Origin of the sequence: Ruegeria atlantica (genome assembly GCF_013033965.1) — a bacterium.
GTDB classification, from domain to species: Bacteria; Pseudomonadota; Alphaproteobacteria; order Rhodobacterales; family Rhodobacteraceae; genus Ruegeria; species Ruegeria atlantica_D.
The window spans coordinates 167,673-182,773 of record NZ_WQFE01000006.1 but is presented as its reverse complement, the minus strand read 5'-3'; the positions used below and the strand labels follow the sequence as shown (position 1 = coordinate 182,773).

The 15,101-nt window shown below is 55.6% G+C and carries 13 protein-coding genes; 4 read left to right on the top strand and 9 right to left on the bottom strand.

Annotated elements, in window-relative coordinates; all coding sequences use genetic code 11:
• Positions 1-41 precede the first annotated feature (41 nt).
• Together GOW16_RS13160 and GOW16_RS13155 are read right to left on the bottom strand one after the other, a co-directional pair.
• Positions 42-938 carry a lysostaphin resistance A-like protein gene (locus tag GOW16_RS13160; protein WP_368039900.1) on the bottom strand — a complete coding sequence of 299 codons (897 nt, stop codon included), beginning with the start codon at positions 936-938 and terminating at the stop codon, positions 42-44.
• Positions 931-4,029 carry an ABC transporter transmembrane domain-containing protein gene (locus tag GOW16_RS13155; protein WP_170415687.1) on the bottom strand — a complete coding sequence of 1,033 codons (3,099 nt, stop codon included), beginning with the start codon at positions 4,027-4,029 and terminating at the stop codon, positions 931-933. Before GOW16_RS13155 ends, GOW16_RS13160 begins: the two co-directional genes overlap by 8 nt.
• A gap of 246 nt (positions 4,030-4,275) precedes the next feature.
• Between GOW16_RS13155 and GOW16_RS13150 the strand changes: the two genes are divergently transcribed.
• The 3 genes from GOW16_RS13150 to GOW16_RS13140 all read left to right on the top strand — a co-directional run bounded on the left by GOW16_RS13150 (position 4,276) and on the right by GOW16_RS13140 (position 7,026).
• The gene (locus GOW16_RS13150; RefSeq protein ID WP_170415685.1) at positions 4,276-5,037 is read left to right on the top strand and encodes a DUF6478 family protein; all 762 of its coding nucleotides are present in this window, start codon (positions 4,276-4,278) and stop codon (positions 5,035-5,037) included.
• Positions 5,038-5,048: 11 nt separating this feature from the next.
• Positions 5,049-5,408, top strand: a complete 360-nt coding sequence (locus tag GOW16_RS13145; RefSeq protein WP_170415683.1) for a hypothetical protein — start codon at positions 5,049-5,051, stop codon at positions 5,406-5,408.
• Positions 5,409-5,499: 91 nt separating this feature from the next.
• Positions 5,500-7,026 carry an MFS transporter gene (locus GOW16_RS13140; RefSeq protein ID WP_170415681.1) on the top strand — a complete coding sequence of 509 codons (1,527 nt, stop codon included), beginning with the start codon at positions 5,500-5,502 and terminating at the stop codon, positions 7,024-7,026.
• A 47-nt stretch (positions 7,027-7,073) separates the two neighbouring features.
• Here the strand turns inward: GOW16_RS13140 and GOW16_RS13135 are convergent, their stop codons facing one another.
• From GOW16_RS13135 to GOW16_RS13105, 7 genes are all read right to left on the bottom strand, one after another.
• Complete coding sequence (locus GOW16_RS13135) at positions 7,074-8,414, bottom strand: S41 family peptidase (protein ID WP_170415679.1); 1,341 nt, start codon at positions 8,412-8,414, stop codon at positions 7,074-7,076.
• 6 nt (positions 8,415-8,420) lie between these two features.
• Positions 8,421-9,551: a murein hydrolase activator EnvC family protein gene (locus tag GOW16_RS13130; RefSeq protein ID WP_170415677.1), complete on the bottom strand. Its 1,131-nt coding sequence runs from the start codon at positions 9,549-9,551 to the stop codon at positions 8,421-8,423.
• A complete protein-coding gene (gene gpmI, locus GOW16_RS13125) occupies positions 9,548-11,065 on the bottom strand; it encodes a 2,3-bisphosphoglycerate-independent phosphoglycerate mutase (protein WP_170415675.1) in 1,518 nt (505 codons plus the stop codon). Before gpmI ends, GOW16_RS13130 begins: the two co-directional genes overlap by 4 nt.
• A gap of 103 nt (positions 11,066-11,168) precedes the next feature.
• Complete coding sequence (locus GOW16_RS13120; RefSeq protein WP_170415673.1) at positions 11,169-12,842, bottom strand: sulfatase-like hydrolase/transferase; 1,674 nt, start codon at positions 12,840-12,842, stop codon at positions 11,169-11,171.
• A gap of 73 nt (positions 12,843-12,915) precedes the next feature.
• The gene (gene nqrM / locus GOW16_RS13115; RefSeq protein ID WP_170415671.1) at positions 12,916-13,152 is read right to left on the bottom strand and encodes a (Na+)-NQR maturation NqrM; all 237 of its coding nucleotides are present in this window, start codon (positions 13,150-13,152) and stop codon (positions 12,916-12,918) included.
• 15 nt (positions 13,153-13,167) lie between these two features.
• A complete protein-coding gene (locus GOW16_RS13110; RefSeq protein ID WP_170415669.1) occupies positions 13,168-14,193 on the bottom strand; it encodes an FAD:protein FMN transferase in 1,026 nt (341 codons plus the stop codon).
• A 67-nt stretch (positions 14,194-14,260) separates the two neighbouring features.
• The gene (locus GOW16_RS13105) at positions 14,261-14,446 is read right to left on the bottom strand and encodes a hypothetical protein (protein WP_170415667.1); all 186 of its coding nucleotides are present in this window, start codon (positions 14,444-14,446) and stop codon (positions 14,261-14,263) included.
• A gap of 121 nt (positions 14,447-14,567) precedes the next feature.
• Between GOW16_RS13105 and GOW16_RS13100 the strand changes: the two genes are divergently transcribed.
• Complete coding sequence (locus tag GOW16_RS13100) at positions 14,568-15,092, top strand: CBS domain-containing protein (protein ID WP_170415665.1); 525 nt, start codon at positions 14,568-14,570, stop codon at positions 15,090-15,092.
• Positions 15,093-15,101 lie beyond the last annotated feature (9 nt).

Sequence of the window (15,101 nt, the reverse complement as noted above, 5' to 3'; positions counted from 1 at the left end):
CGGCTTTGACGTCAAATAAGACGCTACGGAAAGAAATGCAATCAACGCCTGAGCGCAACCCGCGCAGTTAGCCAACTGACGATCATCACAGCGAAATCCACATACAGCCATTGCCGCAGCACTCCTGTATCCGACATATCGTAGGGCAACAGGTACAATGCCAGACCGCTTAGGCCATCCGGCAAAGAAATAAACAGCAGTGCAACTATATTATTGAACAGATGCAACGCGATAGCAGGTCCCAATGTCCCTGACCGGGCCGTCAGATCAGCCGCCAAAAAACCAAACAACCCGGACCAAACAGCTACTAACAAGGCGTTATCTCCGGCCGCGCCCGGGGCATAGTGACCTACGGCGAACAAGATCGAAGGCACGCCCAACCAAATAATGGGTGAACGGAACCGCGCCGCAAGGCTTTGTTGAATGTATCCTCGAAACAAAACCTCTTCGGCGCTGGTTTGAATCAGCACGGCAAAAAGCGAGAAAGGCAAGAACAACAGCCATGTGGACAATGCCAGGTTCTGCGTCAGCGTTGCGCCCATGTCATATGGCGGCAGTATGGCCACAACGACCCCAAGAACAGTTAACGCCTTAAAAACACGGACGAATTGCCAAGTGCCTTCGCGCCACGGGCCACAGATCGAGCTCAGCGTTCGATGCTGCAGGCGTCGTGCGGCGATGGACACACCCAAAGTTATGAACCCAAAGCTTGCCAACAACACCAATAGCGCAACTGGGGACGCGCCGGTCAGCAGGTTTTGGGCCCATTCAACAGACACAAGACCGGCAACTAACCCAAAAAGCAAAAAGTTCAACAGGATGCCAACCACGCCAACAATGGCCAACCCGACCAATAAACGCCAAAGCTCGGGCCGAGTGCGCGCAGGCGCAACCAGTCTCTCATGCGGTGCGTATCTGCCGGTTCGGACGTCAGGCACTGTCGGCCGTTTCTTTGCTGGGTTCGTCATCATCGAAGATCAGAGAGGTTGCATTTGCAGCGTTCAATTTCTGGGAAATCGTGGTCAGATAGCCGGCAACTGTTTGCAGCAGCTGCATTGCAACACCTGCGTCACTTTCAATAACGGCGCGCAATTCCTCGGCCCCAATGCGCAGGAACGAACAGTTCTTTACCGCAACCAAATCAAACTGTCGAATTTCGCCAGTAATAATCGACAAGTCTCCGATCAGACGCCCTGGCTCAATAACCGAGATCGTACGCGCGGTTCCACTTCCTTCGTTCCAGATCAAGTCTGCTTCACCCGATATGCAGAGATAAGCGGCATCCGGAGTCTGCCCTTCGGAAAAGATGATCTGCCCAGCCGCAGCATCATACCATTGCGCCGAAAACGCCAGAAGGCGCTGGTTTCGGCCGTCAATGCCAGAGAACAGCTCGGTCGATGAGATGATTCTAAGCTTGCGGCTTAGATCGTCTGTGGTGCTGGCTTCTTCTTCGGGGCGGGTCCGCGAGACACCGTCAATTCGACCATCCTTGATCTCGACGAACAGATCATAGGCTTCGGGGTGGGCAAAATGATCTTCCATGAAGATCATGATGGAATCCGGTAGCAATTCCCGCAATTTCAGCCGAGTTCTCAGCCTGCTCTCGGAGTCGTGGCTGGCCAGGGCTTTGTCCAGAATCAATACATCAGGACGCTTGATACCTGCGCGCGAGAATGCAGCGCGTTCCTGAAACACTGTCGGCAGATTGTTCCCGCCCAGGCCCGATGGCAGGTCATAGATGATAGCCGCGGCCCGACGGCGCAAGCCAGCTTCGTTCATTGCTGCGGCGACCACATCTTCAATTTCATCTCTATGCGCCCCCGCCATCAAAGAAACCCGCCCGAACAACGCGTTTTCCATGACGGTCATGCGTTCGATATAGGTATCCGGAGTGACCGGAATGAACATACCATTCATCGAGGCACGCAGTTGTTCCGCCTGCCCCTTTCGAATGGCCAAAATCTTGTCTTTGTACTCGTCGGGAAAATCAGGCCCGATTTGTTCAGCCGTCAGTAGGAAAGGAACAGTCAACAACAATGCCCGCTCACCATCACTGATCGCTGCATCCCCTTTGGCTTTGCGCCGGTCCTCGATATCCAGCAGACGGTGGAACATATCTTTGGCCATACCCAGACGCAGGAACAGCGGGTGATCGGCCCCGTCTCGTCCAAAGGTTTGGTTCAGTGTATCCAGCACCGCGCTTGCAATGCTCTTCGCATCATCGTCCAGGTCGTGGCGACGTAACATAGACATAAACCGATCATCACCGGCCAGAATGTCCGGAGAAATATCCCGCGAGGGGGCCGCATAGAGCAAATTGCCACCCAGAGGGACAGCCGGGTTGAACCGGTCCGGGTCGAACCGATAGACGTATTGGTCCAACCCCTTTTCCCGTAGTCTCTGCGCGACTGTTTCGCGCAGATTAACGATGTCGCGAGCCAAGGCCGGGTGCTGTTCCGGATCAAATTGAGTCCGCAGTGTCCGACGGAACATGAATTCGTCGATTCCCATCGCCTCGACCAACTGGAACCACCAGTCGCGAATATCATCGATGTCTTCCAACCCGGCCAGACCAGGGTCGATCCACTCGTCCGACAGGGAATCCGGAGGGTTCCCGGCCCGCACCGCTTCGATCTGCCGCCGGGTCGGTGCCTTCTTGGCGTCCGTTTCGTGTTGCGGATGGGTCCGCAAGGGCATCAAAAGGTTGTCGCCTAAAGTCCCGTCAAACAGATAAGGCCGCGAATACGCATAGCCGATCCGCGCCGCAATAACCGTCTGATGCAGTTGTTGCAGATTATGACCCGCGATTGTGACGTCGCCCTGAATGGGCAAAAGCTCTCGGGTCAGCAGTTGCGCCAATGCACTGCGCTCGGCCGCGCTTGAGGACTGAATCGCGATGCGGGCACCCTTGGGGATGGTCAGATCGATGTCCTCAAGGATCGTCTTACCGTCATCGTCGCGTACCGTGACATTGCGCAACTCGATATCGCCGGTGAGATGCGGAATGGACTCAGGCTCACCCACAAACAGCTCTTCAGGGATCATATTGTCCGGCGCAAAGCGCTCTGTGACGACTTCCCACCGCAGAGACATGTCCTGAACCTGATTATAATAGGTCAGCAGATCCTTCCACGGACCGCTGAGGTCTTTATACGCCCCAAGCGCCGCGACAAGCGCGCCAACCGTCACCTCACCCGTGATCGCAAGATAACCGCCGACTGAATAAAACAGGAATGGCGTCATCTGCGTGATCAGATTGTTGAGGAACTTCATGAAGAACTTCTTGTTGTAGATCTTGAACCGGATCTCAAACAAGGTTCCCAAGCGGTGGCTGAACTGTGCCAACCTATAGCGCCAACCCCCATTGGTGCGCAGATCGCTGATGCCCGCGGCGCTTTCACCGATTTCCGAGCTGAGGTGGCGAACCTCCTGAATGCGTTCTTTGTTCAACAGATTGATCTGGCGCTGCAACTTCGGGATCAGCCACGCCTGCAGCGGGATCAACGCAATACTGGCCAGACCAAACCATACGCTTTGCATAAACAAGAAGGTAACGATGGTCATCATCTGACCGAACTGGAACACTGGCTGGGCAATCGCATCGCCCATCAGGCCGCCCATCGGCTCGGCCTCGGACGTGATCATCGACACCAATTCGCCCTGACTGGTGGTGGCAAAATAGGATTTCGGGAATCGCATGGAGCGATGAATCAGCGTGAATCGCAGCCTGCGAAGCATACGTTCGGCAAGCACGCCTTTCATTGTGTTGATGCGCATCTTCATAAGGCCGCTGGCAATAACAGTGGCCAGGAAAGCAACACACAGGATCAGCAGGTATTGGACTTGTGTAACTGTAATTCCCAGAACCGTAACGCTGTCGCTGGGTGCGCCAATAGCGTCGTTGATGATTTGCTTTGGCAGCTCAAGCGAAGCGTAGAGAAACGGGAACGACAATACCGTCAGACTCAACAGCACAAGCTGCTGCTTTTTCGAGTATTTCCAGATGAATGAAAACAGTGTGGGTTCCATGCCCGGCCTTGCCCCAAAGAAGTTGATACGCGGTTTTTTCGGATGATCCACAGCAATCAGGTTCCGGACGGTACGCACAGTCCCGATTGATTGCAAGAACGGCGATCGCGCCCCTAACAGACCCAACCACAACCGCCTAGTCACAACCGCGTTAGATGGTGGGCAGTTTTATGCGGAATTCACCAATTCGGCCTTATCCTTGCCGTCGTCTTTGACTAAAGAAGGTCAAGTTCAGACGATGGGACCATGGGCAAACTTCTGGAGCGATATCTACACCGCAAAACGATTGCGCGTTGGCAACGGGCCGTACAAGGCGCGGCCGCGGCAACGAACGCTCAATTGCGCCAACAGCGCGACGAAGCGCGCAAATTGCGTTTGGTATTGGACCGGTTGCTACGTGAAGCGAACGAGCGGCTGACCTGGCCCTTGATAGGGTCAAAGCAGTTCCCCAAACCTCTGGGCACAGACTGGAGCTGGCGACCTGACTTGTGGCGTGCTCCGCTGCCTCGCCCCGGTGTTGCCTCAATTCCACGCAAGGTCGAGTTGGATCAACAGGTTAAAATTTTCCACGACTGCCCGCTCTCCGAAATCAGCGTACGACAGACGCGAAACACTGATCAAAAGGATCTGGCCGCGTTTGGCCTTGGCATAGATGTGTTTGGATTTTCAGGGTCATTTCTGTCTTTGTCGCTGGATTTGCCACCGGAGGCGGTGCAAGGTCTGACGCGGCAGCACCTGATGCGGGTCGATGCTCACATTGAAACGGAACGTCCATTGGACGTAATAGCGCGATTGAACATTCAGCACGGCCCGAACACCGATTCCGTTCCACGGTCTCTTGATCTGTCAGCAAATTCGAATTCACTGGACTTCGATCTTGCCAATCTACCGCTGAACGAACGACGGATAGACAAGATTTGGCTGGATCTGGTTTTGGGTAATCCGGCAATGAACCGAATAGTCCTTCGGGATTTGACACTGTGCCGCCACCACCGCGCCGATTTGTGAGGGCATTGGCCATGACACAACTAACTTTAACCCCAACCCTGTTCGAAAACGGCATCTGGCGCGGGTATCTTCAAGCCGACACGGAACCGCGCATCGAAGTTCACTACCTGAGTCAGGTGTTAGCGGATGTACACATGACCGCCACCGAAGGCGGGTGGGAGCTGAGTGTTCCAGTTCCACCTGCTGCGATTGCCGATGGGGTTCATTGCTTTGTGATAACGGATGCAGATTCATCAACTGAGATCGGTCATTTCACACTCATTGCAGGAACGCCGACCGAAGATGACATTCGGACTGAAATCGCCTTGTTGCGTGCGGAACTGGACATGCTGAAACGAGCATTTAGAAGGTCTCAGGCATCCTTGGACTGATGCGCGACTAGCTCGCTATCCGGGCCTTCCACTATCTTTCAATCAGATTTCGTGCATCATTGTCGCTCTCTGAAGCAACTCGGGTGCATGTATGGACCGTAGCAGTATCGTCAAGGTCATCGCCCTGATGGTTACAGGATTCGGAATTGGCATCGACTTCACCGGTGCTCTTATTCTTGTACCGGCCATCGAAAGCAGCTTTGACGCAGACATAACCAGCACCCAGTGGGTGTTGAACATCTACGCCCTGTTTTTCGCGATGACCATGGTCGCCGGAGGCCGAATGGGGGACATGTTCGGGCATCGCAAGATGATGATCATCGGGTTGGCGATCTTTCTGTTTGCGTCTGTTATGTGCTTTGTCTCACCTAGCCTCGATTTTCTGATCGCGGCCCGCGCATTGCAGGGGATTGGCTCCGGCTGCGTCTGGCCTTGCACTTTGGCTTTTGGCGCAACCAAAGTCTCGCGCCCTGAACACCGCGCCATGATCATGGGCATGATCTTGGCCGGAGTGACCAGCGGCAATGTCTTTGGCCCGCTGATCAGTGGTGCCGCAGTCAGCTTTGGGGATTGGCGGTTTTTCTTTCTGGCAAACGTTGTTTTTTCGACCATTTCGATGGTTACGGCCTTGGTCCTTATGGAGCGCGAAACCCAACACAAAAAGGGTGAACATATCGACTTTGCCGGGATGGGTATTCTCTCATTTGCTGTTCTTTTGCTGCTTTACGGCCTGGACGTTGGCGCAGATTGGGGTTGGACTTCGGTCCCGCTGCTGATGTTGTTTTTCGTCAGTGCTGTGCTGTTTTTCCTGTTCCCCCGCGTCGAGAAACGAGTGAAAGAACCGCTTCTGCTGCCGCAAATGATGCAGAACCGCGAATTTCGCATTACTCTGGGACTGAATATGTTCAACGTTTCGGCCGCATTCGTCGGGCTGCTTTACTTCCCTCAATACATGCAGAAAGTCCTTGGTTGGTCGGTGTTTGAGTCAGCGATCGGGCTTGCCCCGCTGACACTCTTGCTGGCTGTCGGTTCAATTGTATCGGGCACTTTGTACAATGATTTTGGGCCAAAGCGTCTGTTGTTCTGGGGATACATGGTCGCAACGATTGGCGCGCTCAGCATTGTTGTCATGCCAGCCGGGTTTGGTTATTTCCAGATTTTGCCAGGAATGGCGATGATCGGACTGGGTGCGACGTTGACGGTAGGGCCATCGGGTACTGCCGCCGTTTGCGCCGTCAAACCCGAGCGCGCCGGCCTGGTAGGCGGGCTGAGCTTTATGACCCATCTGGTGTACGGTGCCCTGTCGGTCGCGTTTGCAACGGCAATAATGTATGTTGTTAGCCTGTCCAGCCTCGGCAAACAGTTGGCTGCGGATGGTATCAATATGTCAGAAGCGGATCAAAGAGCCATAAATGGCGGAACGCTCACCACCGACACGGCCCGCGCCGTGATGGAAAAGCTAAGCTCAGAAGAGGCTGAAAAGGTCAAATCCGCCATTGCATCTGCATTCGACTCAGGCATGAACATGGCTTTTGTGTTTGCAGCCATATCAGTCTCGATAGGTGTTGTTCTGGCGGTAATGCTGGACGAGGAAAAACTGCACAAGGTTGAGAGTTGATCCACGCCCCTTGTGGTGAGGGCCGCCAATAATGGCGGCCCAGCTCGTTACTGTGACGGTCCGTTTGGATTGAACGCCGACAGGCCTTTGAGGATATCGATGGCGTAAGCCAGTTGGTAATCCTCTTCCCGCAGTTCAGCCGTTGCTTCGGCTTTGGCGCGGTCTTCCTCAATTTGACGGATTTCGTCTTCGCTCAAGCTGTCATTGTTCAGGCTGCCGCGCAGATCGGCTTCGGACCGTGTGCGCGCGTTTGCCTCTTCTTCCTCCTCATCCGGTGCTGGGCGCGGTTGTTCGACGATGATGTCTGGGCTGACACCCAGTGCCTGAATTGACCGACCCGAAGGCGTGTAATAGCGCGAGGTTGTCAGACGCATCGCGCCATCACCACGCAACGGCATAACCGTTTGCACCGATCCTTTGCCAAAGCTCTTGGTACCAACAATGATCGCACGGCGGTGGTCCTGCAGCGCACCGGCCACGATTTCCGAAGCAGAAGCAGAGCCGCCATTGATCAGCACAACAATGGGCTTGCCTTCCGCCAGATCGCCCGGTGTTGCATTGAACCGCTCGCCATCGCTGGGGTCGCGGCCGCGTGTAGACACGATCTCGCCTTCGTTCAGGAATGCGTCCGAAACTTTGATGGCTTGGGTCAGCAATCCGCCGGGGTTATTCCGCAGGTCGAGGACAACGCCGTTAACCTTATCCAGACCACCAGCCTCTTCAATCTGCTCATTCAGACCTTCCTGCAGGTTCGGGAACGTCTGGTCGTTGAAGGTGGTGACGCGCAGGACGACGCTGGTGCCTTCCGTCCGGGCTCGAACGGCTGTCAGCTTGATGGTGTCGCGAATAATCGTGATATCGAAGGGCTCTTGTTCGCCCTCGCGAACGACCGTGATCACGATTTCCGACCCAACCGGACCACGCATCAGATCAACGGCCTTGTCCAGTGTCAGGCCGAGGATGCTTTCACCATCGACATGGGTGATGAAGTCACCGGCCTCGATCCCCGCCTCGTCGGCCGGGGTATCGTCGATCGGCGAGACGACTTTGACATAGCCTTCTTCTTGCGTGACCTCGATGCCCAATCCACCGAATTCGCCCCGCGTCTGCACGCGCATCTGCTCGGCATCATCAGGCGAAAGGTAGCTGGAATGCGGGTCAAGCGATGTGAGCATGCCGTCAATGGCTGCTTCAATCAGCTCTTCCGGCTCGACGTCTTCGACATACTGGGCGCGGATGCGTTCGAAAATATCGCCAAACAGATCCAGTTGTTCGTAGACGCTGGCCTTCCGGTCAGCCTCTTGCGCCAGCAAGGGACCGGCAATTTGTGTGGTTGCGATTACACCTGCCACAGTTCCGGCCAAACCGGCCATCAGAAATTTCTTCATACTCGTTTATCCATCCTTGTCGGTCCGAAACCATGATTCCGGGTCCACGGGGCTATTATTCTGTCTTACCTCTATATAGAGCGTTTCTGACCGGTCAGTTCCAGTGCCATCACCGCTTGTTGACAAAATTGCGCCGATTTTAGGCGATTCACCGGGCATCAAACCCACCGGAGTACCTTCGGGGATCACCTCACCCATGTCTCCGTAAACTTCTTGAAGGCCTGCAAAAACGAATAACAAGCCCGGTTGCGGCTCCAGGATCATCACATTTCCAAGTTCCAGCAATGGTCCGCGATACCGGATCGTTGCAGCAGTCGGTGCTGTAACAATCGCCCGAGGACGAGTGGCCAAAACCACACCGGGACGCGTCACGCCGGCTGCATCGGTGTCATCCGCGCGGTGCAAAACAACGCCTTGGGTTGGCAGTGCAATCTGCCCCTTCCGGTCCGAGACATCTGCATCCGTCTCGGCAATTTCACCTTCTGAGATTTCAGACAACCCGCTGGCAAACCCGTCCAGCGTCTCGGTCGATGAGATCAGGATGGCGGTGCGCACCGGATCTTCGACAAAGCGACGGGGCAAGTCCGTGCGGTCGGCGATGGCCTCGCTGAGGCTGGTGCGCGCGTTTTGCACGCCAGTCAGCCCTTCGACCAGTGTTTTTGCAGCACTTTGCTGCAGTTTTTGAAGCGTCTGAACCTCTTGCAGATCATGGGCCAGCGCCTGGACGCGTGCGTTCAGACCGGGCGTGACCTCGGACAGCATCATGCCCGCGCGCGCGGAACCGAGGGGACCGGACGGATGCAGCATCAGAACGGGTGGTGCCGTGGTTTCAATGGTCTGCAGAACACCCAGCAGCTGCGCGACCTCCTGTTCCCGCGACCGCAACTCTGCCGTAAGCTGTGCTTCACGGGTCGCCGCCATGCGCAGCCCGTCGCGCATTGCCGAAAGCCCAGCCTCATAAGCCTGGATGGTTTCGGTCAGGGCGCGCACACGGTCACGAGCTCCGTCGGCTTCGGTCAGGTTGATCGAGGCTTGTTCCAGCATCCGCGCAGCATTCAAAGCTGCCGCAGACGGATCGTTCTGCGCTGCGGCTGGCGACGCAAGACACATCGCAAGGATTAGCGCGCGCGCATTCATGACAGCAGGCTCTGCCCCGTCATCTCGGGCGGTTTTTCAAGACCCATCAGATCCAACAGCGTCGGGGCCAGATCGGAAAGACGTCCATTGCGCAGCGACGCACCTTCCGGTCCACCGACAAGCGCCACGGGGACCGGGTTCAGAGTATGTGCAGTATGCGGTCCGCCGGTTTCGGGGTCGACCATGACCTCGCAATTGCCATGATCGGCGGTGACGATCATGGCACCACCAACCTCGTTCAACGCCGCAACGACCTGCGACAATCCCTGATCGACCGCCTCACAAGCTTTGATCGCAGCCTGCAGATCGCCCGTGTGACCAACCATGTCGGGATTGGCATAGTTTGTGACGATCAGGTCATAACCCGCCTCAATCGCTTCAACGAATTTTGCCGTCACTTCGGCCGAAGACATCTCGGGCTGCAAGTCATATGTCGCAACCTTGGGTGATTTCGGCATATACCGGTCTTCACCTTCCTCTGCCGTTTCCTTACCGCCATTCAGGAAGAATGTGACATGAGGGTATTTTTCAGTCTCGGCCAGACGGAACTGACGCAGCCCCTTCTTGGCAACCCACTCACCCAAAGTGTTCACGATATTCCGCTTAGGGAACACGGTTGTCATATAGGCATTGTGGCTATCGGAATACTCGACCATCCCAAGCAGAGCGGAAAGCTGCGGTCGCGGTCCGGTGTCGAACTCCGTGAAGTTGGGCTCGCCAATCGCACGCAAGATTTCCCGGGCCCGGTCCGCGCGGAAATTCAGGCAGAAAACACCGTCGCCATCCTGAATGCCGTCGTAGCCCCCAAGAACAGTAGGTGCGATAAACTCGTCTGTCTCAGATTGGTTATACGCATGATCCACAGCGCCATGCGCGGTTGCAGCTGCCCGGCCTTGGCCTTTGACCATCGCTTCATAGGCCTCACTCACGCGTTCCCAACGATTGTCCCGGTCCATCGCGAAATACCGCCCGCAGACCGTGACGATGCGTGCCCCATCAGGCAATCGATCTTCAAGCTCTGCCAGATATGTATATGCAGATTTCGGCGCCACATCGCGCCCATCGGTCATAGCGTGCAGTGCAACTGGTACACCCGCATCGGTGATTGCCTGTGCAGCAGCAACGATATGATTCAAATGGCCATGCACGCCGCCATCCGAAATCAAACCCATCAAATGAGCCGTTCCACCTGAGGCTTTCACCTTCGCGATGAAGGCCTGCAATGCGGCATTGTCGAAAAAACTGCCATCTTCAATCGCCAGATCAATCTGCCCCAGATCCATCGCAACAACGCGGCCCGCCCCGATATTTGTGTGGCCGACCTCGGAATTGCCCATCTGGCCGCTGGGCAAGCCGGCGTCAGGTCCATGTGTAATCAGGGTCGCGTGCGGTCCATTGGCCATGATCGCATCAAAAGTCGGAGTGTTCGCAAGATACGGCGCGTTGGACTGCGTGTCTTCGGACAGACCCCAACCATCAAGAATGCACAGGACGACGGGTTTGGGGGCGGTCATTGCGGCTCTCCGGATTTCTGCTCTGGTCGGTCTTGTATCGCCTGACCTCGTGCAATTGAACCGCATTTTGCGCGCTATCGGGCAGATTTAATACTCGGGCCGTTTAACCTTTGTTCACGAGGTCCTTGAACGGGCGCGCTTTGCGGCCACGATACTTAACGGTCAGGTCCAGTGGTGCATCGTTTTCATCATAGACCCCAACGACGATCCCCCTGCCCCGACTTTTTGTCCGCATCTCGATCAATTGCCGTTCCGACCGGGTCGTGCGCTGCGACTGGCGGCGTGTCCAGGCGAAAAGGTGGTCGTACATTTGGGCAATAGTGTCGGCGTGCTCAGCACTGTCACCCAAATCGACCAACTCGTTGGGATCATTCTCAAGATCAAACAGGATTGGTCGATGGCCACCTTCGCAGTGGATTAACTTCCACTTTTTGTTGGCCGCCATAAACATGACAGCGTCCCGGACCGAGGCATTCAGCATGTCTGCAATCGGTGATGCAGAATAGTCGTATTCGCAGATCACAACATCGCGGAGTGTTTCTTTGTCCTGCCCGTGCAGGATCGGAAGCAAAGAATGCCCCTCAAGGATATGTCCCGCGACCTCACCACCCGCCACATCGACAAATGTCGGAGCAAGGTCGATGGATTCAACCAGCGCATCACTGACGGTGCCGCGCGTTCCGTCCGCTTCGGGTGACGGATCATAGATGATCAGCGGCACTTTTGTTGAGGCATCCTGAAAAAACGTTTTCTCACCCATCCAGTGGTCACCCAGAAAATCGCCATGATCGGACGTCAGCACGATCATCGTGTCATCCATCCGGCCAGTATTCTCCATCCAGTCAAACAGCCGCCCCATCTGGTCATCGGCTTGTTTGATCAGCCCCATGTAAGCTGGGATCACTGCCTCCCGCACGTCCTGTCGCGAGAATGCTTGCCCCACTTTAGTATCCATGAATGCCTTGAGAACCGGATGTGCATTCTGACGTTCCACTTCTGAGCGCACCACCGGCAAAACATGTTCCTGTCCATACATCGAGGCATAGGGCTCGGGAACAATGTAAGGCCAATGTGGCTTGATAAAACTCAGATGGCAGCACCAGGGGCCATCATGGTTCTTCATGAACTCCATGCCCCGATCGGTCAGATATGGGGTTTCGCTGTCCTCTTCCGCAATGTTGGCCGCCTCGGTTGAATTCTTCAAAAACCAGCCGGACAGGACGTTGCCGTCCGCATCCAACCCTGAATTGGCAAAGTCGTGCCAGGGATTGTCACTCTCATAACCCTTGGCAGCCAAATACTTGTTGTACTCTTTCGCACCGTCAGGATCGTAAAAGCCATCAGGTCCTTCGGGCAACATGCCATCGTCGCGTTCAAAAACATCAAAACCGCATTCAGCCACGCGCGCGCCGATCAAACTGTCGGGTTCCAGACCTAACCGGGCCATGCCTTCTGCATCCGCGCGCATATGGGTTTTCCCAACCAGCCAGCAGTCCATACCGGCCTTACGCAAATGATCCCCCATTGTGATCTCGCCGACCTTCAGCGGAATGCCATTCCATGAAGCGCCGTGCGAATGCACGTAGCGACCTGTGTAAGTCGACATGCGCGAGCTGCCGCAAATCGGGGATTGGATATAGGCCCGGTCAAAGCGGACGCCCATGGCAGCCAGCCGGTCGATGTTTGGCGTGTGCAAATGTGGATGCCCGTAACAGCTGAGGTAATCCCAGCGCAGCTGATCGAACATGATGAACAGGATGTTTTTGGCTTTGGCCAAATCCGCGCCCTCCCCGATATTCCTCGGGGATTACTTAGCCATTTCCACCACTATAGCGAAGCATAAACTGCGCTCAGGCCTGACGCTCCATCTGATCAAGCATCTTTTTGGCGCGCTTGCACTGCAACTGATCGCGCAAAGGCGAGTTGGGATCGACATCCTTCTGGCAGACCACGCATTTATCCGCGCCCGAGATTGCGTTCAGACCACCGCAGCTGCCTTTGATTGTCTTGCCCATCAGCATGACACCCAAGGACATGCCGACAACGATGATCAAAAGCAGAAAAAAGGCTATGATAAAGGTGCTCATCCCGGTTCCTATCAATCAGTTGGTGCCCAGTGCGTCTTTGAACGCGGTGCTGTGAACCGTAATATAGGCATCGTCGCCGCCTGTCACATCCCGCGAGATGAAATACACGGCAAGTTTATGTTCTTCGGCCAGTTCCAGGCCCTTTTCCTGACCCAGCGCCAACATAGCCGTCGCCCAGGCATCGGCCATCATCGCATTTTCGGCCAGAACTGTGACGGACGTTGTGCGATGAGTGATCGGACGACCCGTCGTTGGGTCAATGACATGCGAATACCGCACACCATCCTGTTCAAAGAAATTCTTGTAGTCGCCAGAGGTCGCCATGCCGAGATCGTCCAGCTGCACAACCAACTGTAGATTCTGCGCGCCCGCTTCGGGCTTTTCAATCCCGATCCGCCAGGATTCTCCCTTGTCGTTTTGCCCCATGGTGACCAGATCACCACCGATCTCGACCATGTAGTTTTCGATCCCCGCATCGCGCAGCGTCGCAGCCACGGCGTCGATGCCGTATCCTTTAGCGATTGCGGACAAGTTGATGCCAACGCCAGCGTCCGATTTGGCCAAAGTCCCGTTTTCGCTATCCAGTGCCAGCAGACGGTCCTGTCCGACGCTGTCCAGCGCCGCCTGAATCTCAGCGTCGGACGGTACAGGATCTTCCGGCTTGCGCGGGCCAAAGCCCCACAGCTCGATCAGCGGGCCAAGCGTGACGTCAAACGTGCCGCCGGATTTCTCGTGCACCTCATTTGCTGCATCGATGACCAGCGCGAAATCTTCGGAAATTTCGGTGGCTTCTGTGCTGGTCGATGCCGAGAATGTCGAAACCTCAGAGTTTGGGTCCCAATTCGACATCTTGGCATTCACATCTGCCAGCGTCTCTTGGACAGCAACGCCCAGAGCGGCTTCGTCTACATCCGTTCCGATGGCGGTGACGTTGAAGGTGGTTCCCATGGTCTCACCGGACAAACGCACCACCTCGGGCTCTTTGTCAAAGAGACATCCGGAAACAAGTGTTGCGACAGCCAGAACAGGCAAAAGGCGCATCGAGAGACCTCCTGAGGAAAACCGTGCCCGGCATATGCCAGCGGCCCCGTACAGAGTCAAACCGACTTCACAGCTTTAGCGGCAGGAATCCCAAAACCAGCAACCCAATTCCGGCAGGCACCCCAAACAACCAGGCCTTTTTCTGCCAACCGACGGGTTGCTGTTTCCAGGCCATTCGAAAGTTATGCCCACATACGACCACGGCAAAGAAAATCAGCGCTGCGATGGGTGGGGTAAGGTAAAGGTCAGACAACAGGCCGGATATCCTTGTTTTGCGGCAGTTTTCCCCGGTTTGGGCAATTGCACCCTATACAGACCGCATTGCTGCGGTAAGGTGTAGGGGAAGCCATCTCAAAAATAAGAGGAGATTGCCAATGGCCCCAACCTCATATCAGCCCCCCACCCGTGGCGACAAGGCCGATACAAGCACGCACAGTCAATCGGTGGAGTCCAATCTGTCGCACACTCAGACGACAGTTGCGAAATTGCTTTCGGGCAAAGGGGATGCTGTATTTGCGGTGCGCCCAAATGACACGATCCATTCGGTCGTGAACACCCTCAAGGACAAGCGGATTGGTGCCGTAGTTGTGACCGATCAGAACGGCACCCTTCAGGGTATTCTGTCCGAACGTGACATCGTACGGCGCATGGCCGACACGCCCGGCCAGACCCTACCGCAATCCGTCGAGGATCTGATGACGCGCGAGGTCAAGACATGCTCGCCGGACGATCTGCTGAATGATGTCCTGAAAACGATGACCGACGGGCGTTTCCGCCACATGCCGGTTCTGAGCGACGGAAAACTGCACGGCGTGATCACGATCGGTGACGTGGTCCATTTCCGGCTGAAAGAGCTGGAATATGAAGCTTTGCGCATGAAACAAATGATCGTCGGCTGACCGGTCCGG